The organism is Asanoa hainanensis, from assembly GCF_900188485.1.
Lineage (GTDB): Bacteria > Actinomycetota > Actinomycetes > Mycobacteriales > Micromonosporaceae > Asanoa > Asanoa hainanensis.
Genome location: NZ_FZPH01000029.1, coordinates 1 through 21,468 on the forward strand (window position 1 = coordinate 1; position 21,468 = coordinate 21,468).

18 protein-coding genes, 1 pseudogene and 1 riboswitch are annotated in these 21,468 nt (G+C 72.8%); of the genes and pseudogenes, 5 read left to right on the forward strand and 14 right to left on the reverse strand.

Annotation, left to right across the window (positions count from 1 at the left end; genetic code table 11):
* Positions 1–432 precede the first annotated feature (432 nt).
* Entirely contained in the window at positions 433–924 is a 492-nt protein-coding gene (locus CHC05_RS38345; RefSeq protein WP_144022973.1) for a hypothetical protein, read from the forward strand.
* On the opposite strand, the gene CHC05_RS38350 is transcribed toward CHC05_RS38345, so the two are convergent.
* Together CHC05_RS38350 and CHC05_RS38355 are read right to left on the reverse strand one after the other, a co-directional pair.
* Positions 906–1,367 carry a hypothetical protein gene (locus tag CHC05_RS38350; RefSeq protein WP_089255573.1) on the reverse strand — a complete coding sequence of 154 codons (462 nt, stop codon included), beginning with the start codon at positions 1,365–1,367 and terminating at the stop codon, positions 906–908. The genes CHC05_RS38345 and CHC05_RS38350 overlap by 19 nt on opposite strands.
* Positions 1,364–1,852: a pyridoxamine 5'-phosphate oxidase family protein gene (locus CHC05_RS38355; protein ID WP_089255574.1), complete on the reverse strand. Its 489-nt coding sequence runs from the start codon at positions 1,850–1,852 to the stop codon at positions 1,364–1,366. Before CHC05_RS38355 ends, CHC05_RS38350 begins: the two co-directional genes overlap by 4 nt.
* Before the next feature lie 119 nt (positions 1,853–1,971).
* Between CHC05_RS38355 and CHC05_RS38360 the strand changes: the two genes are divergently transcribed.
* On the forward strand, positions 1,972–4,359 hold the full coding sequence (locus CHC05_RS38360) for a HelD family protein (protein WP_245871439.1): 2,388 nt from the start codon (positions 1,972–1,974) through the stop codon (positions 4,357–4,359).
* Here CHC05_RS38360 and CHC05_RS38365 read toward each other — a convergent pair.
* Positions 4,297–4,770, reverse strand: a pseudogene (locus tag CHC05_RS38365) (CGNR zinc finger domain-containing protein); the annotation flags it as partial. The gene CHC05_RS38360 and the pseudogene CHC05_RS38365 overlap by 63 nt on opposite strands.
* Before the next feature lie 143 nt (positions 4,771–4,913).
* On the opposite strand from CHC05_RS38365, the gene CHC05_RS38370 reads away from it, so the two are divergent.
* Positions 4,914–5,624, forward strand: coding sequence for an SDR family oxidoreductase (locus tag CHC05_RS38370; RefSeq protein WP_089255575.1), 711 nt, complete (start codon positions 4,914–4,916; stop codon positions 5,622–5,624).
* A gap of 89 nt (positions 5,625–5,713) precedes the next feature.
* Positions 5,714–7,402 carry an MOSC and FAD-binding oxidoreductase domain-containing protein gene (locus CHC05_RS38375; RefSeq protein WP_089255576.1) on the forward strand — a complete coding sequence of 563 codons (1,689 nt, stop codon included), beginning with the start codon at positions 5,714–5,716 and terminating at the stop codon, positions 7,400–7,402.
* Between the two features lie 162 nt (positions 7,403–7,564).
* Here the strand turns inward: CHC05_RS38375 and ribH are convergent, their stop codons facing one another.
* The 6 genes from ribH to rpe all read right to left on the reverse strand — a co-directional run bounded on the left by ribH (position 7,565) and on the right by rpe (position 13,000).
* Entirely contained in the window at positions 7,565–8,032 is a 468-nt protein-coding gene (gene ribH, locus CHC05_RS38380) for a 6,7-dimethyl-8-ribityllumazine synthase (protein WP_089255577.1), read from the reverse strand.
* Positions 8,032–9,264, reverse strand: coding sequence for a bifunctional 3,4-dihydroxy-2-butanone-4-phosphate synthase/GTP cyclohydrolase II (locus CHC05_RS38385; protein WP_089255578.1), 1,233 nt, complete (start codon positions 9,262–9,264; stop codon positions 8,032–8,034). The genes ribH and CHC05_RS38385 overlap by 1 nt, the downstream gene beginning before the upstream one ends.
* Complete coding sequence (locus CHC05_RS38390) at positions 9,261–9,857, reverse strand: riboflavin synthase (protein ID WP_089255579.1); 597 nt, start codon at positions 9,855–9,857, stop codon at positions 9,261–9,263. Before CHC05_RS38390 ends, CHC05_RS38385 begins: the two co-directional genes overlap by 4 nt.
* 5 nt (positions 9,858–9,862) lie before the next feature.
* Positions 9,863–10,930, reverse strand: coding sequence for a bifunctional diaminohydroxyphosphoribosylaminopyrimidine deaminase/5-amino-6-(5-phosphoribosylamino)uracil reductase RibD (ribD, locus tag CHC05_RS38395; RefSeq protein WP_089255580.1), 1,068 nt, complete (start codon positions 10,928–10,930; stop codon positions 9,863–9,865).
* A gap of 126 nt (positions 10,931–11,056) precedes the next feature.
* A riboswitch (FMN riboswitch) is annotated at positions 11,057–11,232 on the reverse strand.
* 113 nt (positions 11,233–11,345) lie between these two features.
* Positions 11,346–12,323 (reverse strand): GGDEF domain-containing response regulator, encoded by a 978-nt coding sequence (locus tag CHC05_RS38400; RefSeq protein WP_089255581.1) that lies wholly within the window; start codon positions 12,321–12,323, stop codon positions 11,346–11,348.
* A complete protein-coding gene (gene rpe / locus CHC05_RS38405; protein WP_089255582.1) occupies positions 12,320–13,000 on the reverse strand; it encodes a ribulose-phosphate 3-epimerase in 681 nt (226 codons plus the stop codon). Before rpe ends, CHC05_RS38400 begins: the two co-directional genes overlap by 4 nt.
* A gap of 74 nt (positions 13,001–13,074) precedes the next feature.
* Here rpe and CHC05_RS38410 point away from each other — a divergent pair, with 74 nt between their 5' ends.
* Positions 13,075–13,959: a septum formation family protein gene (locus tag CHC05_RS38410; RefSeq protein WP_089255583.1), complete on the forward strand. Its 885-nt coding sequence runs from the start codon at positions 13,075–13,077 to the stop codon at positions 13,957–13,959.
* Here the strand turns inward: CHC05_RS38410 and fxsT are convergent.
* The 5 genes from fxsT to CHC05_RS38435 all read right to left on the reverse strand — a co-directional run bounded on the left by fxsT (position 13,952) and on the right by CHC05_RS38435 (position 21,428).
* On the reverse strand, positions 13,952–16,432 hold the full coding sequence (fxsT, locus tag CHC05_RS38415) for an FxSxx-COOH system tetratricopeptide repeat protein (RefSeq protein ID WP_144022974.1): 2,481 nt from the start codon (positions 16,430–16,432) through the stop codon (positions 13,952–13,954). The genes CHC05_RS38410 and fxsT overlap by 8 nt on opposite strands.
* Positions 16,433–16,451: 19 nt before the next feature.
* Entirely contained in the window at positions 16,452–17,915 is a 1,464-nt protein-coding gene (locus CHC05_RS38420) for an RsmB/NOP family class I SAM-dependent RNA methyltransferase (RefSeq protein WP_245871440.1), read from the reverse strand.
* A complete protein-coding gene (fmt, locus tag CHC05_RS38425) occupies positions 17,912–18,838 on the reverse strand; it encodes a methionyl-tRNA formyltransferase (RefSeq protein WP_089255586.1) in 927 nt (308 codons plus the stop codon). Before fmt ends, CHC05_RS38420 begins: the two co-directional genes overlap by 4 nt.
* Entirely contained in the window at positions 18,838–19,395 is a 558-nt protein-coding gene (def, locus tag CHC05_RS38430; protein ID WP_089255587.1) for a peptide deformylase, read from the reverse strand. Before def ends, fmt begins: the two co-directional genes overlap by 1 nt.
* A gap of 104 nt (positions 19,396–19,499) precedes the next feature.
* Complete coding sequence (locus CHC05_RS38435) at positions 19,500–21,428, reverse strand: primosomal protein N' (protein ID WP_245871443.1); 1,929 nt, start codon at positions 21,426–21,428, stop codon at positions 19,500–19,502.
* Between the last annotated feature and the right edge of the window lie 40 nt (positions 21,429–21,468).

Genomic DNA, 21,468 nt, shown 5'->3' on the forward strand with positions numbered 1-21,468 from the left:
ACCCAACACCGGGTCACGCCCGCGCAAGAACCGGCCGGGTTCCAACCCGCACACCTCCACGGACTCCGGTTCCGACCCCAGCCTCCGCGCCACCCGACACCCAGTCGCGGCCGCGGAAGAACCGGCACGTTTCGACCCGCACGCCCCACACACACTTCCGCCTCGACGTTGCCGGTCGCCCGGTCACTGGTCCGCCCCCCGGGATTCCGGCGGGTTTGGGCGCCGACCGACACGCGGGTGGCGACACACCCAACGGCGGGCAGGTGTTCGTGCCCTGCGCGTCGACAGGTGGGAGCGGATGGGCTGAAAGCCCTGAATCACGGACTTTCTTCGCGATATAACCGATGGGTCTCCAATGAGGAGGAATTTCGGCTTTCATCGAGGAGAGACGTGGAACCTTTAAGTCGACGCCGCGCCGTGCGGGTGCTGAGCGTGAGCGGGCTTGCTGTCGCGACACTGTTGGCTGTCGGCAGTTTGGCTCAGGCCGAGCCCGAGGGCGGCGGGGCGCGGGTCATCGACGCCTGCGTCAACAAGGCGACCGGTGACGTGCGCATCCCGACCTCGTACCGGCCGGATTGCGGGCCGTTCGAGCACAGCATCCGTTGGAACGTTCGCGGCCCGCGTGGTCCGCAGGGTCCCCCCGGACCCGCCGGGCTGACCGGGCCCAGCCAGGTGCTCAGTGAGACCGAGGACATTCCGGCCAACAGCGCGTTCCAGAACGTCAGCGTCGAATGCCCCGACGGGCTGGTGCCGACCGGCGGCGGCTTCCAGGTCGACTCCCCCGACCTCACCGTCATCGGCAGCGTCCCGCTGGTCGGCCCAGGTGGCAGCGGGCTGCTGGGCTGGCAGGCGACCTTCACCAACACCACCGACGAGGTGCACGCGGGAACGGCCTACATCCTCTGCTACACCGCACCGAGCTGACGCGGCTCCAAAGCGGCCAGGACCGCGCTGAACTGGTCGGCCGGCAGGACGATCCGGTTGAAATGGAACGACTGCGAGCCGCGGCGCCAGATCGGCGTCGGGAGGTGGCGCTGCGGCTCGCGGGTCGTCACCCAGATCTGCCACGCGTCGTAGCCGTCGGCCTGGCCCGTCCAGACCCGGTCGACCCGGGGCCAGGGCACGACGCGGGTACGCGCGACCGATCGGATCTTGATCCCGCCCGCGCCGACGTACACCCCGACCAGCACGGTCCGCCACAGCACCACCTGCCAGAGCAGCACGAACGGGAGGGCCACCAGGGCGACGACCGGGCGACCGGTCAGCGCGGGCGCGACCGTCGGCACCAGGCCGGCGACCGACCAGCCCACCGCGAACCCGTAACGCCCACGGTCATGACCGGCGACCACCGGGCGCCAGCGCGTCACGCCCAGGGCTGCGCGGCGCGGCGCGAGTCGATCCCGTTGGGAGCGCCGTACTTCGGGTCGCTCCCCCGGATGTGCACGTCGAGGGCCGTCGCCCGGGCGCGGTAGAGCCGCAGCTCCGCGGCACCCGACAGCTCGGCGGGGGTGAAGGCGACCGCGCCGGGCGCCACGTCAAGAAACGCCTCGGCACACCGGCGGGGCAGCTCTTCGAAAGGCACCTCGGCCGCGACCGCGTCCACGTACACGGCGCGACCGCGACCGATCGCGGCGCTGGAGTCGAAGACGACGATGGCGACGTCGGGCCGCTCGGCGACGTTGAGCGAGTGCCGGGCCACCGGCGAGGATACCCAGTAGAAGTCGCGATAGCCGACGTGGGTGAAGTAGACCGGCGAGACCCGCGGCCGCGCGGAAGGCCCGACGGTGCCCAGCGTCAGATAGCTGTTGGCGTCGATGATCTGGCGCGCCATCTCGTCGAGCTCGTCCCTCATCCCCTTTAACTATACGTGCGGCGCAACCCCTACGAATCGACCAGGATGCTGATTTTCCCGCTCTGACCTGCTCATATGCTCGTCGGGACCCACTACGAGCGGATACCCGGGGGAGCATCGTGCCCGCAGTCAGGACACAGGAAATCGCCGCTGAGCAGCAGGTTGTCGATCGGATCCACCAGCGCCTCGACGTGCTGCGCGAGCAGGCCAGGGCGCTCGAAGGCGAAGGGCACCAGAGGGCGACGACGAGGTCGGCGACCGGGCTGGTGGAGCGGGACGCGATCGTCCACCGGGCCGCCACCCGGATGCACGAGCTCGACTCCGAGGCCGACGGCCTGGTGTTCGGGCGGCTGGACTTCACCGACGGCGACACGTACCACATCGGACGGTTGGGCGTCCGCGACGGCATCGAGCCGCTCCTGGTCGACTGGCGTGCGCCGGCGGCGGCGCCGTTCTACCGCGCGACCACCGGCGACCCGCTGGGCGTGGTTCGGCGCCGGGTCATCTTCTGTCGCGGCGAGCGGGTCGTCGACCTCGACGACGACCTGCTGTCCCCCGAAGCCACCGCCGCCGGCGACCTGCGCGTGCTCGGCGAGGGCGCCCTGCTGGCCGCGCTGCGCCGGTCCCGGGGCCCGCACATGCGCGACATCGTCACCACCATCCAGCGCGAGCAGGACGAGGCCATCCGGGCGCCCGCCCGCGGCGTCACGCTGATCACCGGCGGCCCGGGCACCGGCAAGACCCAGGTGGCGTTGCACCGTGCCGCGTACCTGCTCTACACCGACCGGGGCCGGTTCACCGGCGGCCGCATCCTGGTGGTCGGCCCGTCGACGGTGTTCACGGACTACATCGGCCGGGTGCTGCCGTCGCTCGGCGAGGACAGCGTGCACCTGCGGGCCATCGGCGAGCTGTTCGACGGGGTGACCGCCACCCGCCGCGACCGCGCCGAGGTCGCCCGGATCAAAGGCAGCGAGCACATGCGCGAGGTGCTGACCGAGCTGATGTGGCAGACACCGCCGGGAGCACCAGACAAACTGCGCATCGTGTACGCCGGTCAGGTGCTCACGATCGGCGCCGGAGACCTGTCGGCCGCCCGCACCCGGGTCCGCGCCCGCTGCGAGGCCGACGGCACGCTGCCCAACTCCGCCCGGAGGGCCGCCGCCGCGGTCCTGCTCGACGAGCTGTGGTCCACCGTGGACGCCGACCACCTCGACCGCGAGCTGTTCCTCTACGAGGTCGGCGACCGGAGCGAGTTCCAGCGGTTCCTGCGCGCGTGGTGGCCGCCCCTGACCCCGACGGCGGTGCTGGCGTGGCTGGCCGACCCGTCCCGCGTGGCCGGCCCGGACGCCGAGACCCTGTCCGCCTCTTACGGAGACGGCTTCTCGGTCGACGACGTGCCGCTGCTCGACGAGCTGACCGGGTTGCTCGGCGACCCACCACCGCCGCCGCGCGCCCCCAAGCCGGAGTGGCAGCTCCGCGAGCTGACCACCGAACGGCGGCTCGGGGAGACCTTCGTGCTGAGCTGCGGGCTCCAGGAGGGCTGGGAGCTCTACGCCCCCGGGCTGGCGACGCCGATGGCGCTGGCCGGCCCGGGCATCGACAACGACGCGGCCGGCCTCGCCCAGCGGTGGGCCGAGGCGGTCATCCTGCGCGAGGGCCACCAGGTGGTGGGCTGGACGGACGGCTTCGACCCGCACGGCGAGGAGGGCTATGTGCCGGTGCTCGCCGAGCCGCTGCCGGTCGCCGAGACCGACGACACGCCGGTGGAGGAGCCGTACCTCCACGTAATCGTCGACGAGGCGCAGGACCTGTCGCCGATGGAGTGCCGGATGATCGCGCGGCGGGCGGCGTACGCGTCGATGACCATCGTCGGTGACCTCGGCCAGGCGACCCACCCACTGGCCGCGGACTCGTGGGCGGACCTGGTCTCCCGGCTCGGCAAGCACGAGGTGCGCGCGCTTGACCTGCACACGGGCTACCGCGTGCCACAGACGATCGCGGACTACGCGGCCCGCGCGCTGGCCCCGGGCATCGAACCGACCCGCTCGTACCAGCCGGGCGGAAAGCTGGAGGTGCGCCAGGTCGACGACCTGGCCGCGGCGGCCCGGGAGGAGATCACGAGGATGCCGGCCGAGGCGACGGTGGCGGTAATCGCGGCCGACAACCTGGCGCAGACCCTCGGCGCGATCCCCGGAGCCACCGTCGTCCCGGCCAGCATGGTCAAGGGCCTCGAGTACGACCACGTGATCGTCCTGGAGCCCGGCGAAATCGTCGCCGCCGAGCCCCGCGGCCTGGCCCGCCTCTACGTGACCCTGACCCGAGCGGTCGCGGGCCTGGTCGTCCTCCACCGCGAGCCGCTCCCCGCGGAGCTAGTCCTTGGGGTGGGTGCGGGCGTAGTGGCGGGCGACGCGGGTGCGGTTGCCGCAGATGTTGGGGGTGCACCACTGGCGGCGGGTGGTCTCGGCCAGGAACAGCATCGAGCAGGCGGGGTTGGCGCATCGGCGTAGCCGGGCCAGCCGCTGTTCGTCGGCCAGCAGCTCGATCGCGCCGCGCGCGGTGGCGGCCAGGGCCGCGTTGCCGCCGTGCTCGGTGTGCCAGTCGGTCTCCTCGCGGTAGCCCCCGTCCACACCGACCAGGCGCAGGCTGGTCGGGACCGCGGCGGCCACGGCGTTGACCTCGTCGAGGCTGCCCGGGCCTGGCCGGCGGCCCTCCAGGTGGGCGTCGAACAGGTCGCGGATCGCCGTGCGCAGCCGCTGGGTGCCGGCCAGGTCCGGGGTCGGGCCGGCGGGCAGGCGCGACGACTGCAGCCGCCACCAGGCCTCCACCGCCGCCGGGTCTGCGATCAGGTCCTGTGGTGGGTTGGTCACGAGCATCTTGGTGTCGACCAGGTCGAGCGCGACCACCGGCTCGCCGCCCATCGGGAAACCAGCCGCCTGGACCTCGGCCAGACTGATGCTCACCCACCCACCCTATCCATTAGTTGGGACGATCGCGAGAACCGCTTGCGCCTCCGCGCCTAATGCTTCTAGCGTCGAGTTATGCATTAGGGAGGAGCAGGACCATGACACTCAAGGACCGGACCGTGCTGGTCATCGGCCGGGGCGGCGGGATCGCCCGGGCCACCACCGACGCCGTGCGGGAGGCCGGTGCGTCGGTCGTGGTCGCCGGGCGCGACCCGGCCAAGCTCGCCCTCGCCTACGACGACCCAGCGATCACCGCCGAGACCGTCGACCTCACCGACGAGTCCAGCATCGCCGGGCTCGCCGAGCGCCTCGGCACCGTCGACCACGTGGTCACCACCGCCTCGGCGCGGGCCCGGGGGCCGGTGGGCGGGCTCGACCCCGACGTCGTCGAGCTGTCGCTGCGCACCAAGGCGCTCGGGGCGATCCTGCTGGCCAAGCACTTCGCCAACCGGATGCCGGCGGACGGCTCGTTCCTGCTGTTCTCGGGCACCACCGCGGTCAAGCCGGCGGCCGGGATGCTGGCGGTCGCGGCCACGAACGGCGCCGTGGACGCGATCGTGCGCTCGCTCGCCGTGGAGCTCGCGCCGATCCGGGTCAACGCGATCTCACCCGGCACGATCGACACCGGCGCGTACGACGCGCTCGGCCCGGAGAAGAAGCAGGCCCTGTTCGCCGGCCGGAGTGGTACCAACCCGGCCCGCCGGGTCGGCACGGCCGACGACGTGGCCCAGGCGGTCGTCTTCGCGCTCACCAACACCTTCCTGACCGGGGTGTCGTTGGGCATCGACGGCGGCGAGAGGCTGGTGTGACATGCGTGGCGAGCGGTTCAGCGGCCCGGCCGCGGTGACGCCCGTTGTCGGCCCGCTGCCGCCGATCTACGTTGGCGAGAGGGGGAGCCATGGCGACGCTGTTGTCGGTGAACGTCGGAATGCCCAAGGACGTGCAGTGGCAGGGTCGGACCGTCTACACCGGAGTGTTCAAGACACCGGTGCCGGGGCGCACGATGGCCCGCCGGCTCAACCTCGACGGCGACGGCCAGGGCGACAAGGACGGCCACGGCGGCGAGATGCGGGCGGTGCTGGTCTACCAGACCGACTCGTACGCACACTGGTCCAAATTCTTCGACAAGGACCTCGGCGGGCACGGCGCCTTCGGTGAGAACTTCACCGTCGACGGGCTGCCGGACGACGAGGTGCACATCGGCGACCGCTACCGGATCGGCCAGGCCGAGTTCGAGGTCACCCAGCCCCGGGTCACCTGCTTCCGGGTCGGCCTGCGGCTGGGCGAGCCGCGGCTGCCGGCGCTGCTGGTCGGCCATCACCGTCCCGGCTTCTACCTGCGGGTGATCACCGAGGGCGAGGTCGGCGCCGGCGACGAGATCGTCCGCACCCGGGTCGGGCCGCACCGGGTCACCGTGGCCGAGGTCGACGCGCTGCTCTACCTGCCGAACCCCGACCACGACCGGATCCGCGACGCCCTCGACATTCCGGCGCTCAGCCCGGGGTGGCAGGCGTCGTTCCACGAGGTGCTGGCCGGCGGCGGGGGGCTCGCCCCGATCCCCGTCGGTCACGAGCCGGCCTGGAAGGGCTTCAAGAAGCTGCGGGTCGACCGGATCGTGCCGGAGAACGCCTCGATCACGTCCTACTACCTGGCCCCGACCGACGACGAGGCCCTGCCGGCCGTGCAGCCCGGCCAGTACCTGACGCTGCGGGTCCCGGAGGCGGGCGACCCCGTGCCGGTGCGCTCCTACTCGCTCTCGGACCCGGTCGCGTACCGGATCAGCGTCAAGCGCGAGACACACGGCGCGGTCAGCGGCTTCCTGGCCGACCACCTGCGGCCGGGCGCGCTGATCGAGGTGGCGCCCGCCCGGGGCGAGTTCCTGCTGGCCGACGGCACCGACCCGGTCCTGCTCATCTCGGCCGGCATCGGCGTCACCCCGGTGCTGGCGATGCTGCACCGGCTGGCCGCCAACCGCGACCGGCGCGAGATCTGGTGGATCCACACGGCGCACGACGCGCACCACGAGGCCTTCGCGGACGAGACCCGGAGCCTGCTGGCCGAGCTGCCGAACGCGCGGGAGCACGTCTACTGGTCGACCGAGACGCGGCTGACGGGGTCGGTGCTGGACGCGCTGGCACCGCCGAAGGGCGCCGACGCGTACGTGTGCGGCCCGGAGTCCTTCATGGACGACATCAGCAAAGCGCTGGTCGACTACGGCATGAGCCCGGCCAAGGTACGCACGGAGCTGTTCGCCGCCCGCTCGGCGATCAACCCGGGCATCACCGACAAGACCCGCCGCCAGCCGCATCCGCCGGAGGGCCCACCCGGCACCGGCCCGCAGGTCACCTTCGCCCGCAGCGGCCTGAGCGTGCCGTGGTCCGACGAGCGCCGCTCGCTGCTGGAGCTGGCCGAGAGCTGCGACGTGCCGACCCGCTGGTCGTGCCGCACGGGCGTCTGCCACACGTGTGAGACAGGCCTGCTCTCGGGCGAGGTCGCCTTCGACCCGGAGCCCCTCGAACCCGCGGGGCCGGGCAACACGCTGATCTGCTGCTCCCGCCCCCGCGGCGAGGTGGTGCTGGATCTCTAGGGCCTTTCTCGTGGATCAGGGTGGTGCCCCGGCGAGGTCCAGGCGGCGTCCGGGCGTGCGCCGAGGTGGGTCGGATACCGGTGTTGTATCCGGCCCGGCTCCGCGTGCGGTCGGTCGTCGTCTGGGCCCGACGGGGTGCCGGCATGATCCACGAGACAGGCCCTAAATCGCCCGGATGGCCAGGGCCGCGTCGAGGGCGGCCTGGGTCGCCGCCCAGCCCTTGTCCTCGGCGGAGCCCGGCAGGCCCGCGCGGTCCTGCGCCTGCTCCAGGGTGTTCACGGTCAGCACGCCGTGCGCCACCGGCTTGCCCGAGTCGAGCGCGACCCGGGTCAGCCCCTCGGTCACCGACTGGCAGACGTAGTCGAAGTGCGCCGTCGAGCCGCGGATGACCACGCCGAGGGCGACCACGACGTCGTACTTCTTCGCCAGCGCCTGCGCGACCACCGGGATCTCCACGGAGCCCGCGACCCGCGCCACCGCCACGTCGGAGACCGCCGAGGCCTTCGCCGCCGCCACCGCCCGGTCGACCATGTGGTCGGTGAGCTCGCCGTGCCAACGGGCGGCGACGATGCCGACCGTGAGGCCTGAGGCGTCCACAGCGGCCACGTCAGGTTCGCCGAAACCGGCCATCAGAATCCCTCCGCAAGGTCGACGTCGTCGAGGGCGTCGATCAGGTGTCCCATTCGGTCACGCTTCGTCCGCAGGTAGCGGACGTTCTCCGGGTGCGGGCGCACCGGCAGGCCCTCGCGGCCGACGATGGTCAGCCCGTAGCCCTCCAGGCCGGCCCGCTTGGCCGGGTTGTTGGTCAGCAGGCGCATCGAGCGCACGCCCAGGTCGTAGAGGATCTGCGCGCCGGTGCCGTAGTCGCGGGCGTCGGCCGGCAGGCCCAGGTCGAGGTTGGCGTCGACGGTGTCGCGGCCCATGTCCTGCAGCTGGTAGGCCTGCAGCTTGTGCAGCAGGCCGATGCCGCGACCCTCGTGGCCCCGCATGTAGAGCACCACGCCGCGGCCCTCGGCGGCCACGCGGGCCAGCGCCGCGTTGAGCTGCGGGCCGCAGTCGCAGCGCAGCGAGCCGAACACGTCGCCGGTCAGGCACTCGGAGTGCACCCGGACCAGCACGTCGGCGCCGTCGCCGATGTCGCCGTAGACCATCGCCACGTGCTCCGCCGCGTCGTGCTCGGCGCGGTAGCCGATGGCGGTGAACACGCCGTGGTCGGTCGGGATGCGCGTCTCGACTACCCGCTCGACCTGCTTTTCGTGGTGCCGCCGGTAGGCGATCAGGTCGGCGATCGAGATGATCGCCAGATCGTGCTCGGCCGAGAACTTCTCCAGGTCGGGCAGGCGCATCATCGTGCCGTCGTCGTTGACGAGCTCGCACAGCACGCCGGCCGGGCGCAGGCCGGCCAGCACCGCGAGGTCGATCGCGGCCTCGGTGTGGCCCGGCCGGCGCAGCACGCCGCCGGCCTTGGCCCGCAGCGGCACGACGTGCCCGGGGCGCGACAGGTCGTCCGGACGCGTGTCGGTCGACGCCAGCAGCCGGATCGTGTGCGCCCGGTCCGCGGCCGAGATGCCGGTCGCGACGCCCGCCCGGGCGTCGACCGTCACCGTGTACGCGGTGCCGCGCCGGTCCTGGTTGGTGTGGTACATCGGCGGCAGCTCGAGGCGGTCCGCGTCCTCCTCGGTGATCGGCGCGCAGATGTAGCCCGAGGTGTAGCGCACCGTGAACGCGAGCAGCTCCGGCGTCGCCAGCTCGGCGGCGAAGATCAGGTCGCCCTCGTTCTCGCGGTCCTCGTCGTCGACGACCACGACCGGCTTGCCGGCCGCGATCGCGGCGACGGCCTCTTCCACAGTGGACAGCGTCATGACCTCTCCCCCAGGAGCCGTTCGACATACTTGGCGATCACGTCGACCTCGAGGTTGACGAGGTCGCCTACCTGCTTGTGCCCGAGCGTGGTGAGCGACAGCGTGGTCGGGATCAGCCCGACGGCGAACGTGTCGTCACCCGCCTCCATCACGGTCAGCGAGACACCGTCGACGGTGATCGAGCCCTTCTCCACGACGTAGCGGCGGATGGCGGCGGGCAGCTCGAACCGGACCGTGGTCCACTGCTCGGCCGCCTCCCGCCCGACGATCCGGGCGACGCCGTCGACGTGCCCCTGCACCAGGTGCCCGCCGAGCCGGCTGTCCAGCCGGGCCGCGCGCTCGAGGTTGACCGGGTCACCCGGGTGCAGCTCGCCGAGCGACGAACGCCTGAGCGTCTCGCCCATGACGTCTGCGGTGAAACCCTCGCCGGAGATCTCGACGGCGGTCAGGCAGACGCCGTTGACCGAGATCGAGTCGCCGTGCTTGAGGTCGTCGACGACGACCTTGCCCCGGATGGCGATCAGGCCGGAGTCGTCGCCGGTCGCCGTCCAGCCGACCATTTCGCCGAGCTCCTCGATGATGCCGGTGAACATGCGGGTCAGCCCTCCTTCTTGCGTGGCACTGCGGTGAACCGCAGGTCAGGGCCGACCCGCGTGACATCGGTGAGATCGAGGTCGATGGCCTCGGAGATGGTCGACACGCCCGCGTCGACGAGCGCCGACGCACCGGCGCCGAGCAGCCTCGGCGCGACGTAGCCGACCACCTTGTCGACCAGCCCGGCGGCGAGGAACGCGCCGGCCAGTCGGGGGCCGCCCTCCAGGAGCACGGACCGGACGCCGCGTACGTGCAGCGCGGCGAGCAGCGCCTGCAGGTCGACCTGGCCGTCGGGGCCGGTGCCGACCTGGGCGGCGGTCGCGACCCAGGTCGCGGCGGCGTTGTCGCGGACCTTCGCACCGGCGGGGGTACGCCCGGCGCTGTCCACCACGACCCGCAGCGGCTGCCGGATCGCCAGCGAGCCGTCGCGCAGGTTGCGGGCGGTGAGCCGGGGGTCGTCGGCGAGCACGGTGCCGATGCCGACCATGACGGCGTCGCTGGCGCAGCGCAGCGCGTGCACGTCCATCCGGGCGGCCTCGGAGGTGATCCACATGCTGGTGCCGTCGGCGGCGGCGGACCGGCCGTCGAGGGTGGCCGCGTACTTCCAGGTCACGTACGGCCAGCCCCGGCGCACGCTGGTCAGCCAGGCGATGTTGCCGGCCTCGGCCTCGTCCTCGCGTACGCCCATCTCGACCTCGACGCCCGCGGCGCGCAGCGTCTCGGCGCCACCCCGGGCGACCGGGTCCGGGTCGGCGACGCCGACGACGACCTTGGCCACGCCCGCGTTGATCAGCGCGCGGGTGCAGGGGCCGGTGCGGCCGGTGTGGTTGCAGGGCTCCAGGGTGACGATCGCGGTGCCACCGCGGGCCCGCTCGCCGGCCTGCGCCAACGCGACGATCTCGGCGTGCGGTCCGCCGGCGTACGCGTGGAAGCCCTCGCCGACCACCTCGCCCGCGGCGTCGAGCAGCACACAGCCCACGATCGGATTGGGGCTCGTGGTGCCGAGGCCGCGCGCGCCCAGCGCGATCGCGCGTCGCATCGCCTCGTCGATGGAGACGCCGCCGCTCGCCATGCCCGTTCCTTCCCGTTCGCCGTGGTCACGCGCGGCGGGGAAGGTCAGACGGGAGCGCGGCTCGGGACGGCGGCATCGCCAAGCCGCCCCGACGGCGGCGCCAGGGAACGGCGCGGCCATCCGCCCTCGCGCTGTCTCCCATCCGGACTGTCTGGGCGGCCATGGGGGCTGCCCAACCGTCGGCCCCGGATTCTCACCAGGTCCACCGTTCGAGAGGTTCCTCGACCGGGTCGCGGGCTTACCAGGAGCCAGGCTCCCGGATCACCGCCGGTTCGGAATTTCACCGAGTCCCGCCAGCGCGTGGTGGGTACGGTCCAGTCTTACACGCAATCCGCGGAACAGCGATCGACAGGCGACCTACCTCACACGCGGCGCCGCTCACGGACACGGCCGGGCAAACCGGACAGCGAGCCGGTCAGCCCGCTGATAGGCGCCGGTCGACCGCCACGTACGAGCCGGGTTGGCTCTTCGCGACGCCCTTCATCTCGTTGGCAAGCGCGATGATCTCGCGGGGGTCCGAGAAGCGGCGGTCGCCGCTGGACAGCGCCACGCCGATCGACAGCGTGACCAGGGCCGCCCGCTGGATGTTGTTGCGGCGGTCGCGGACCTCGACGTAGCCACGGGCCGCGTCGCGCTCGTCGTACAACCCGTCGGTGGTCTTCTCGTAGTCGAGGACCGCCTTCTCGGACAGCGGCCGGACCTGCTGCGGGGAGCAGACGATCACGAAGTCGTCGCCGCCGATGTGGCCGAGGAAGGCCGGTGGCAGGCCGGCCTCGATCACCGCCCGGTGGAGGCTGCGGGCCAGCGCGCTGATGAACTCGTCGCCGCGGCCGAAGCCGTACACGTCGTTGACGCTCTTGAAGCGGTCGATGTCGATGTAGGCGACCGCGTAGTCGGTGCCGCTGCGGACCCGGTCGGTGATCTCCCGGCCGATCCGGGTGTTGCCGGGCAGGCCGGTCAGCGGCGAGACCTCGCGGTATTCGCGGTTGCGGCGCAGCGTCGACTCGACCCGGGCGCAGAGCTCCGAGGTGTCGAACGGCTTGACCATGTAGTCGTCGGCGCCGGCGGTCAGGCCGAAGACCTTGTCGACGGTCAGGCCCTTGGCGGTCAGCATGATGATCGGCAGCGCGGCGGTCATCGGGTTGGCGCGCAGCCGGCGGGTCAGCTCGACGCCGTCGATGTGCGGCATCATCAGGTCGACCACGCAGAGGTCGGGGCGGGCCCGCTCGATCAGCTCCAGCGCCTCCAGCCCGTCGGCCGCGCGCATCACGTCGAAACCGTGCAGTTTGAGGCTGATCCCGACGAACCGGGCGATGTCTTCGTCGTCGTCGACGATCAGGATGAGCCCGAGCTTGTTGGAGGTCTCCAGGCTGACCTCGGACCGCTCGCTCATCGATGCCCGCCCCGACCTGCGGCAAGGCCCCGCAGCCGTCTGATCGCGGCCGCCGGGTCGTCGGCGCCGTAGACCGCGGTGCCCGCGACGAACGCGTCGGCGCCCGCCTCCGCCGCCTGCTCGATGGTGTCGGCGGCGATCCCGCCGTCGACCTCGATGCGTAGCTCCAGGTGCCCGCTCTCCTGCGCGGCGCGCACCTGGCGGACCTTGTCGAGCAGCTCGGGCACGAAGCGCTGGCCGCCGAATCCCGCCTTGATGGTCATCACCAGCAGCGTGTCGAAGCTGGGCAGCAGCTCCAGGTACGGCTCGATCGGGGTGTCCCGGTCGATCGCCAGCCCGGCTTTGGCGCCCGCCGAACGCAGGTCCTTGGCCAGCGCGACCGGGTTGTCGCAGGCCTCGGCGTGGAACGTGACGTTGTAGGCGCCGGCGTCGGCGTAGGCGGGTGCCCAGCGGCGCGGCTCGTCGATCATCAGGTGCACGTCGAACGGGAGCTGCGTGATCGGACGGAGGCTCTGCACCACCGGCAGCCCGATCGTCAGGTTGGGCACGAAATGGTTGTCCATGACGTCGATGTGCAACCAGTCGGCGTCTTGCTCGACCAGGCGGACCTCGTCGGCGAGATGGGCGAAATCAGCGGCGAGGATGCTGGGGGCGACGATCGGCGACGGTCGGGTCACCGGGCCAGTGTACGAACCTGAGGCCGATCCCCGTAGGGTTGCCCACAACCCGGGCCCTGTGGAGGGATGCACAGATGCGACGGTGGTGGGCAGTGGGCCTGGCGAGCTTGGTGGCTACCGTGGCCCTGACCGGGTGCGGCGGCAACCCGGCCGGCGTCGACGGCGACATCGGCGACGACTGGCGTCCGATGAGCGAGCCCAAGCCGTTCGTGCCCGACGCCGAGGTCTGCCACGCCTCCGCGGTGGAGTCCGGCTACCTGGCGGCGTACGCGCCGGTCGACTGCGCCTCGCCCCACCTGGTCGAGACGGTCCACGTCGGATCGTTCACGGACGCGGGCAACAAACTGCCGAAACCCGGCGAGAAGACTTACCAGGCGGCGTACGCGGACTGCGGCGAGCAGGCCGACGACTACCTGGGCGGCGACTGGCGCACGGCCCGGCTCTCCCTGACGCTCGCCCTGCCCGCGCCGGAGGCCTGGCAGGGTGGCTCGCGCTGGTACCGCTGCGACGTCGGCGAGACGACCTCGCTCGACGACACCAGCATCGCCAACCGGTCGGCGTCGCTGAAGGGCGCGCTGACGAAGGCGGGCGGGCTCCAGTACGGCTGCTTCACGCCGAAGATCTCCAAAGAGATCGTGCAGGAGATGGTGGCGATCGCCTGCACCAAGTCGCACCGCAGCGAGTTCGTCGGCATCTACGAGGCGCCGAACAAGCCGTACAAGACGTTCATCGACGACGGCGAGGCGATCCACAAGGCCTGCCTGAACACGGTCGCGACGTACGCGAAACTGCCGAAGGACGACAACCTGGCGTTCCGCACAGGCACGATCTACTACTACCCCACAGCCGCCGAATGGGACCAGGGCAACCGGGGCGTGAAGTGCTTCTCCTGGGACAGCGGCCGCACGTACACGAGGTCCATCAAGGGCGGCGGCACGTCCCTGATGCCGGTCAACTAGGCATCGGCTCCAGGTCGACCTCCGCCCGCCGGCCGTCGGCGACGGCGACCACCTCAGGGTGTTCGTGCCCGAGCGACGCGCGTAGCCCCTCGAGAGACCTGGCGAACAGGGCTTCGCCTTCCTGGACCGATCCGGTCGCGCGCAGGTCGTGGGACCGGTTGATCGCGCGCAGCAACGCGTCGGGGTGCGCCGAGGTCTCCAGGATCGAGGTGGAGCGGGCCAGCGCCGACCGGTGGTCACCAGCGAGGGCGTGGTCGGCGGCGACCGACCCACCGGCGCAGAGGGTGTACGGATGGTCGGGCGACAGCACCTCGGCCAGCTTCTCGTAGGCGCGCTCGTCGAGGGCCGTGGCGTGGTCCAACTGGCCGACGGCGCGCTTGACGATCGCGGCGTTGACGGTGGCCGCCAGGGTCAGGGGATGTGTCGCACCGAAGGTGGATCCGTATCTGCGCAGTGCTTCGGAGATCAGATCCTCGGCCACGTCGACCTGCCCGACCTGGCGAAACGCGTTGGCGAGGCTCACGGCCACCGCGACCGCGTGCTCGTGGTCCGGGCCGAACCGCGCGAGCGTACGCGCGTGGGCCTCCTGGAGCAGCTCGACGGACTCGGCCAGGCGACCCGCCTTGCGCAGGAGGATCCCGTAGGTGCGGTCGGCCAGCAGGGCCAATCGGTGGTGCGAACCGACGACGTGCCGGAGCGGCTCGCGCCATGCCTCTACCAGCTGGAGTCCGGCCGCGTACTCGCCCTGACCGTAGTAGTCGAGGGCCAGGTTCATCCGCGCCTCGAGGGACTGCCGGCCGTCCCCGGCCGATTCGACGACCTCCTCGTCGAGCCCGGCCGCGCCTCGGAAGTCGCCGACCAGGCGCAGGGAGGCGGCCAGGCCGAGCTTCGCGCGCAGCGGATAGGTACCGTCCGCGCCGAAGACGGTGCGGTGCGCCGCCACGGACGCCTGAGCGAATTCCAGCGCCTCGGGGTATCTGCCCGCGATGCGCAGGTCCGCACCGATCTGGTTGCCGGTGATCAGCGTGAACTCGTGATCCGGGCCGATCAACGAGCTGTCGCGGAAGCGTCGGTAGGTGTCCCGCGCGAGGGCGGCGGCGGACGCGCTGTCGCCCAGGGCCCGCAGGGCGTTCGCCAGGTGTGCGCGCGCCAGCAGGGTCAGCTCGCCGTCCGGGCCGAGCCGGGAGTCGGACGTCTCCCTCTCCCAGGTCCGGGCTGCCCGTTCGGCGAGATGTCGGCTGTTCTCGTAGTCGCCGACGATGAACAGATAACGGGCGTGGTCGAGCACCACCACGCGGCCGTCGAGGATGTCGGCGTTCGTCAGGTCTGCCGGGTCGAGATGTGGTCCGAGAGCGGCGTGCCGCTCCAGATCGGCGTACTCGTCGGGGTTGCCCGGGCTGGCCCCGACGAGGATCGCGCGGACGTTGCGCAGCGCCGCCGCCGCCCGATCGGAAGACATCTCGTCGCGCAGGACCCGCTGCACCAGCCGGTGCACCTGGATCCGCTGCGCCGCGTCGACCTTCGCCAGGCCGAACCGGACGAGGCCGCGAATGGCGCGGCCGCACCGGACCCGATCCCGGAGCAACCCCGACAGCGGCTCGCTCAGCTCGGCGTGCCGCCCGTTGACGAGCAGCGACACCGGGACCGGCTCGCCGCCCAGGAACGCGAACAGCTCGAAGAACTCCGCCGTCGCCGGCTCATCGTTCCGCAGGCGCTCCATGGCGAGGATGACGAATGCCGCCACCGAGAACGGGTAGTGGGACGGCTTGCCCTCGGCCAGGAGGTCGGTGGCGTGCGTATCGAGCAGCGCGATGTACTCCTGGACGGGCATGGCGGTGCTCAGGTGCCAGGCCGCGGCCTGCTCCAGCGCCAACGGCAGGTCGCCGAGCTTCTCCGCAAGGGCGTCCGCCTCCGACGCGGGGATCTTTGTTTCTCCGGCACCGCGCCGCTGGAGGTACTCCACGCTTTCGGCGCGTTCGAAGACGTCGACCTCGATCGACGGCCCGACCGCGGCCCATTCCCGGGTGCGGCTCGTGACGATGACATCTCCGCCCGAAGACGGAACGAACTGGTCGAGCGTCTCAGGATCGCCTGCGTTGTCGTAGACCAGCAGCCAGGTCAGGCCACCTCCCGCGAGCGAGTCCAGTACGACGCGCGCGTTCCGCTCGCTGTCCTCGGTGGTGGGCAGACCGAGCCGCTCCGCCAGCTCGGTCAGCGAGCGGAGCACACCCGACGGCTGCTCCGCCGCGATCCACCAGACCAGGTCGTACCGGTCGACCTGCCGATAGACGTACTCGACAGCGAGTTGCGTCTTGCCGACACCGCCCAGGCCCTGCAACGTGTGCGGCAGGACCGACACCTTGGAGGTGCCTCCGAGCGCCTCCTCGAGCCGTTCGAGCAGGCTCTCGCGACCCGTGAAGTGCCGGTTGCGGATGGGCACACCGCCCCAGATCCTGTCCTGACCTGTTGCCACGGCACCCTCCTGGAGCGGATCAGCTTGTGCGGCGCAGCACCGCCAGGAACATCGCGTCCGTGCCGTGGCGGTGCGGCCAGAGCTGCACCGTCGGGCCCGTGCCCAGGCCGGGCATGCCGGCCGGGAGGAGCGGGCGGGCGTCGACGAAGTCGACCTCGATGTCGGCGCGGCGGGTGCCCTCGGTGACCGACACGTGCGTCTCGACCGTGTGCGGCGAGCAGGTCACGTAGCCGACCAGCCCGCCCGGGCGGACCGCGCGCAGCGCCGCGGTCAGCAGCTCCCGCTGCAGCTTCGTCAGCGGCGGCAGGTCGCTCGGCTGGCGGCGCCAGCGGGCCTCCGGGCGGCGGCGCAGCGCGCCCAGCCCCGTGCACGGCGCGTCCACCAGCACCCGGTCGAAGCCCTGCTCCGGGAGGTCGGTCTCGCGACCGACGTTGCGGCCGTCGGTGTGCAGCACCGTCACCGGGTAGCCGGCCACGGCCTTGGACACCAGCCCGGCCCGGTGCTCGGTCACCTCGACCGCGGTCAGGTGGGCGCCGCGCTGCGCGGCGAGCGCGCCGAGCAGGCCCGCCTTGCCACCCGGGCCGGCGCACAGGTCGAGCCAGCGCGTGTCGTCGCCCTCGATCGGGGCGTCGACCAGCGCGGCCGCGACCAGCTGCGAGCCCTCGTCCTGCACGTGCGCCCGGCCGTGGCGGATCGCCGCCAGGTCGCCGGGGGCGCCGCCGGGCAGGTAGACCGCGTACGGCGAGAACGCGCCCGGGGAACCGCCGACCTCCTCGGCCAGGTCGACCGCGTCGACCCGACCCGGGCGGGCGCAGAGCACCACGGACGGCGCCTGGTTGTCCTCGATCAGCAGCCGGCTGGTCTCCTCGAGCGAACCGCCGAGCGCCTCCTGGAACGCGCGCACGATCCACTGCGGGTGGCTGTTGGTCAGGGCGAGGTTGCCGATCGGGTCCGTCTCGTACGCCGGTGCGAGCTCTTCGACCCACGCGTCGAGGTCGCGGGTGGTGATCTCGCGGAGCACCGCGTTGGCGAAGCCCGTGGCGCCCGGCGCGACGATCCGCACGAGGTCCACGGTGGACGACACCGCGGCGTGGGCCGGGACCCGCATGTTCAGGATCTGGTACGCGCCGAGCCGCAGCGCGTCGCGGGCCGGCGGGTCGATCCGGTCGACCTCGCGGCCGGCCGTGTGGGCGATGATCGCGTCGAGGGTGCCGAGCGAGCGCAGCGTGCCGTAGGTCAGCTCCGTGGCGAACGCCGCGTCGCGGCCGCGCACGTCCCGGTCGGTCAGGATGTGCGGCAGGACCAGGTTGGCGTACGCGTCGTCGCGGTGCACCGCCGCGATCGCCTCGTAGGCGGCGAACCGGGCGGGGTCGACCGTCGGCCGGCGATCGCGGTTGGACGGGCCGCGGCCGGGCCCGCGGCCACCTTCACCGCGGCCGCGTCCCCCTTCGCCGCGGCCGCCGCCGCGCACCGGGGCGCTCACGCGAAACGCTCGTTGGACTCGACCCGGACGCCGCGCGCCCAGTCGGCGGCCGGCATGGCCCGCTTGCCCGCGGCCCGCACCTCACCGAGGGCGACCGGGGTGGTGGCCGTGCCGACCAGCACGCCGGTGCGCTCGACCAGCAGGTCACCGGGCTTGAGCGCGGGACCGTTGGCGACCGGCCGCACCGGGCCCAGCTTGACCCGGTCCTCGCGGAACGTGGTCCAGGCGCCCGGCGCCGGTGTGCAGGCCCTGATGCGGCGGTCGACCGCGAAGGACGGCTCGTCCCAGCGGACCATCGCGTCCTCGACGCTCAGCTTCGGCGCGAGGCTCACCCCGTCGGCGGGCTGCGGCTCGGCCCGGGCCGTCCCCTGCTCGATCGCGTCGAGCACGGCGACCAGCAGCCCGGCACCGGACTCGGCCAGCCGGCCGAGCAGGTCGCCCGAGGTGTCGGTGGGCCGGATCTCGTCGGTCAGCGTGCCGTAGACCGGGCCCGTGTCGAGACCCGCCTCGAGCTCGAAGACGCTGGCCCCGGTGATCTCGTCACCGTGCAGCACCGCGTGCTGCACCGGTGCGGCGCCCCGCCAGGCCGGCAGCAGCGAGAAGTGCAGGTTGACCCAGCCGTGCCGGGGAATCTCCAGCGCCGACGGTGGCACCAGGGCACCGTAGGCGACCACCGGCACGCAGTCGGGCGCGAGGTCGCGCAGCCGTTCCTGGAACTCGGGCTCGCGCGGCTTGGCCGGCGTCAGCACCTCGACGCCGTGCTCGTCGGCCCACGCCCCGGCGGGCGAGCGGACCAGGTTGCGGCCGCGGCCGGCGGGCGCGTCGGGCCGCGTGACCACGGCCAGCAGCTCGTGGCCGGAGGCGGCGATAGCGTCGAGGGCGGGCAGCGTGACCGCCGGCGTGCCGGCGAAGACCAGGCGCATCAGCGCACCCCGCCCAGACCGAAGGCGCTGTGCGGGTCGGCCTTGATCACCGGCGGCGCGCCGGCGTCGTACCACTCGGCTTGGCGGATCTCCTTCATCGCTTCCTTGCGCGCGGCGGCGTCGAGCCGGTCGAGGAAGAGCACCCCGTCGAGGTGGTCGGTCTCGTGCTGCACGCAGCGCGCCATCAGGCCGCTGCCGACCAGCTTGATCGGGTCGCCCCACTGGTTGAAGCCGGTGGCCACCACGTTCTGGCGGCGCTTGGTGTCGACGTAGATCCCCGGGATCGACAGGCAGCCCTCGGGGCCGTCCTGCTCCTCGTCGTCGGGGAAGCTGACCGTCGGGTTGACGATGTGCCCGACCACCTCGTCGACGTCGAAGGTGAACACCCGCAGCCCGACGCCGAGCTGCGGCGCGGCCAGCCCCGCCCCGGACTGCTCCTGCATGGTCTCGACCAGGTCGGCGACCAGCTTGCGCAGCTCAGCGTCGAAGTCGACGACCTGGTCGGCGGGGGTGCGCAGCACCGGGTCGCCGAACAGACGGATGGGCTGGACGGTCACGTGGAACTCCTCGTTCGGGTCGCTTCGCGCGGGGCACGCGAGCGCAATCCCGACAAGTCTACGGAGCCCCGCCCGGAACCGCCCTGACCGGTGCTGTTGTGACGTCAGAACAGGTCTGTGGCGTCCACCTGGACGCGCACGGGGTCCGGAGCCTTGCGGGCGCTGCGTACGCCGGTGGCGGCGTGCAGTGCGGCGGCCACCTCGGCGGCCTTGGCGCGGGGAGCGCGCACCAGGTAGCGCTCCTGGCCCTGGTCGGCCGGCACCGGGCCGAGCAGCTCGGCGTCCGGCGGCAGGTGGACGGCGTCGAGCAGGTCGGCCACGGCGGTCGCGGCACCGGTCAGGCTGGCCATCCGGGCCGCGGGTGGGAACCGCAGCTCGCGGCGCTCGGACAGCTCGCGCTCCGCGTACCAGCCGGGGTCCCAGCGCAGCAGGGCCTGGACCACCGGCACACTGCCGTCGGCGACCACGACGACGCGCCCGCCGGACTTCGCGAGGGCGGCCGCGGTCATCCAGCGGCGCAGCGCCTCTTCGCCGGCCCGCAGGTCGGCCCGGGTGAGCAACGCCCAGGTGTCGAGCAGCACCACGGCGCCGTAGCCGCCCTCGGCGACCGGCTCGGCGCCCGGCGTGGCGACCACGACCGCGGCCGTCGCCGGCACCTCGGTCAGCACCTCGTCACGGCCGGACGTGCGGACCGGGATGTCGGGGAACGCCCGGCCCAACTCTTCGGCGGTGCGGCGGGCGCCGGTGACCGAGGCCCGCAGCCCCCGCCCGCCGCAGTGCGGGCAGACGTGGTCGCCGGCCACGCGGCCACACCAACGGCAGGCCGGCACCGCGTGCGAGGAGCGCAGCGCGAGTGGGCCGGAGCAGGCGGTGCAGCGGGCCGGGGCCCGGCAGGTGGCGCACGAGACGGATGGCAGGTAGCCGCGCCGTGGCACCTGGACCAGCACCGGCGCGTCGGCCTTCAGCGCCGCGCGGGCGGCCTCCCAGGCCAGGCTGGGCAGCCGGGCAGTCGCGGCGCCGGGGTCGCGGGCCAGCTGCGGGTCGTCGCCGGTCGGCGTGATCGTCGGCATGCGGCGCCGCAGGGTGGCCCGGTCCGCGGCGACCTCCCGGGCCCAGCCGGTCTCCAGCAGGAGCTGCGCCTCGGCGGTGCGACTGAAGCCACCGACGAGGGCGGCCGCACCGGCGCGTTGGGCCCGGGTGAGGAGCACTTCGCGGGCATGGGGGTACGGGGCCCGCGGCTCGGCGTGCAGGTCGTCGCCGTCGTCCCAGATCACCAGTAGGCCGACGTCGTGGACGGGGGCGAAGGTGGCGGCCCGGGTGCCGGCAACCACTTTGACCTGGCCACGGCTGGCGGAGAGGAAGGCGCGGTAGCGCTTGGCCGGGCCGAGCCCGGCGGCCAGGGTGACGTGCCGGTCCTTCCCGAGGACCTTGGTCAGCGCGGCGTCGAGGCGGTCGAGGTCACGGGCGTCCGGCACGACGGCGACGACACCCTTGCCTGCGGCGGCCGTGACGGCGGCCGCCTCGGCGATCCGCGCGGGCCAGTCCTCTCCGGGCAGCGCGGACCAGACGGCCCGGGGTCTCTTCCCGTCCCGCAGCGCCCGCAGAAACCCCTCCCCCGCCTGGTACTCAGACCACCCGGTGCCGGTCACCGGAGGCGCGTCGGTTTCGGGCGGCGCGTCGGTTTCGGGCGGCGCGTCGGCTTCGGGTGGCGGTGATTGTTCGGCGCGCGCGTGGCGGGGTGGGACGGCCAGGCGCAGGACGTCGGCCAGGCTGCCCGCGTAGCGGTCGGCCACCGCGCGGGCGAGGCCCGCGATCTCCGAGGTCAGCACCCGCTCCGGCGAGACGAGCCGGTCCAAATAGGCCAGCTTGGGCACCGCCGACTCGGCCGCGCGCTCGATGAGCCAGCCGTCGACGAGCTGGCCGGCGAAGCGGACCTTGACCCGGGTGCCCGGCTGCGCGGTCTCGTGCAGGTCGGCCGGCACCAGGTAGTCGAAGAGCCGGTCGAGGTGCGGCAGGGGCACGTCGACACACACGCGGGCGACCGGAAGCTCGGGCGCGGGCACGCGCTCCGCA

What these genes read in the sequence shown, in the direction of transcription:
- CHC05_RS38355 (WP_089255574.1), bottom strand. Translation starts at nt 1,852, where the DNA reads ATGAGGGACGAGCTCGACGAGATGGCGCGCCAGATCATCGACGCCAAC.
- CHC05_RS38370 (WP_089255575.1), top strand. Translation starts at nt 4,914, where the DNA reads ATGACACTCAAGGACCGGACCGTGCTGGTCATCGGCCGGGGCGGCGGG.
- CHC05_RS38375 (WP_089255576.1), top strand. Translation starts at nt 5,714, where the DNA reads ATGGCGACGCTGTTGTCGGTGAACGTCGGAATGCCCAAGGACGTGCAG.
- ribH (WP_089255577.1), bottom strand. Translation starts at nt 8,032, where the DNA reads ATGGCCGGTTTCGGCGAACCTGACGTGGCCGCTGTGGACGCCTCAGGC.
- CHC05_RS38385 (WP_089255578.1), bottom strand. Translation starts at nt 9,264, where the DNA reads ATGACGCTGTCCACTGTGGAAGAGGCCGTCGCCGCGATCGCGGCCGGC.
- CHC05_RS38390 (WP_089255579.1), bottom strand. Translation starts at nt 9,857, where the DNA reads ATGTTCACCGGCATCATCGAGGAGCTCGGCGAAATGGTCGGCTGGACG.
- ribD (WP_089255580.1), bottom strand. Translation starts at nt 10,930, where the DNA reads ATGGCGAGCGGCGGCGTCTCCATCGACGAGGCGATGCGACGCGCGATC.
- CHC05_RS38400 (WP_089255581.1), bottom strand. Translation starts at nt 12,323, where the DNA reads ATGAGCGAGCGGTCCGAGGTCAGCCTGGAGACCTCCAACAAGCTCGGG.
- CHC05_RS38410 (WP_089255583.1), top strand. Translation starts at nt 13,075, where the DNA reads ATGCGACGGTGGTGGGCAGTGGGCCTGGCGAGCTTGGTGGCTACCGTG.
- fmt (WP_089255586.1), bottom strand. Translation starts at nt 18,838, where the DNA reads ATGCGCCTGGTCTTCGCCGGCACGCCGGCGGTCACGCTGCCCGCCCTC.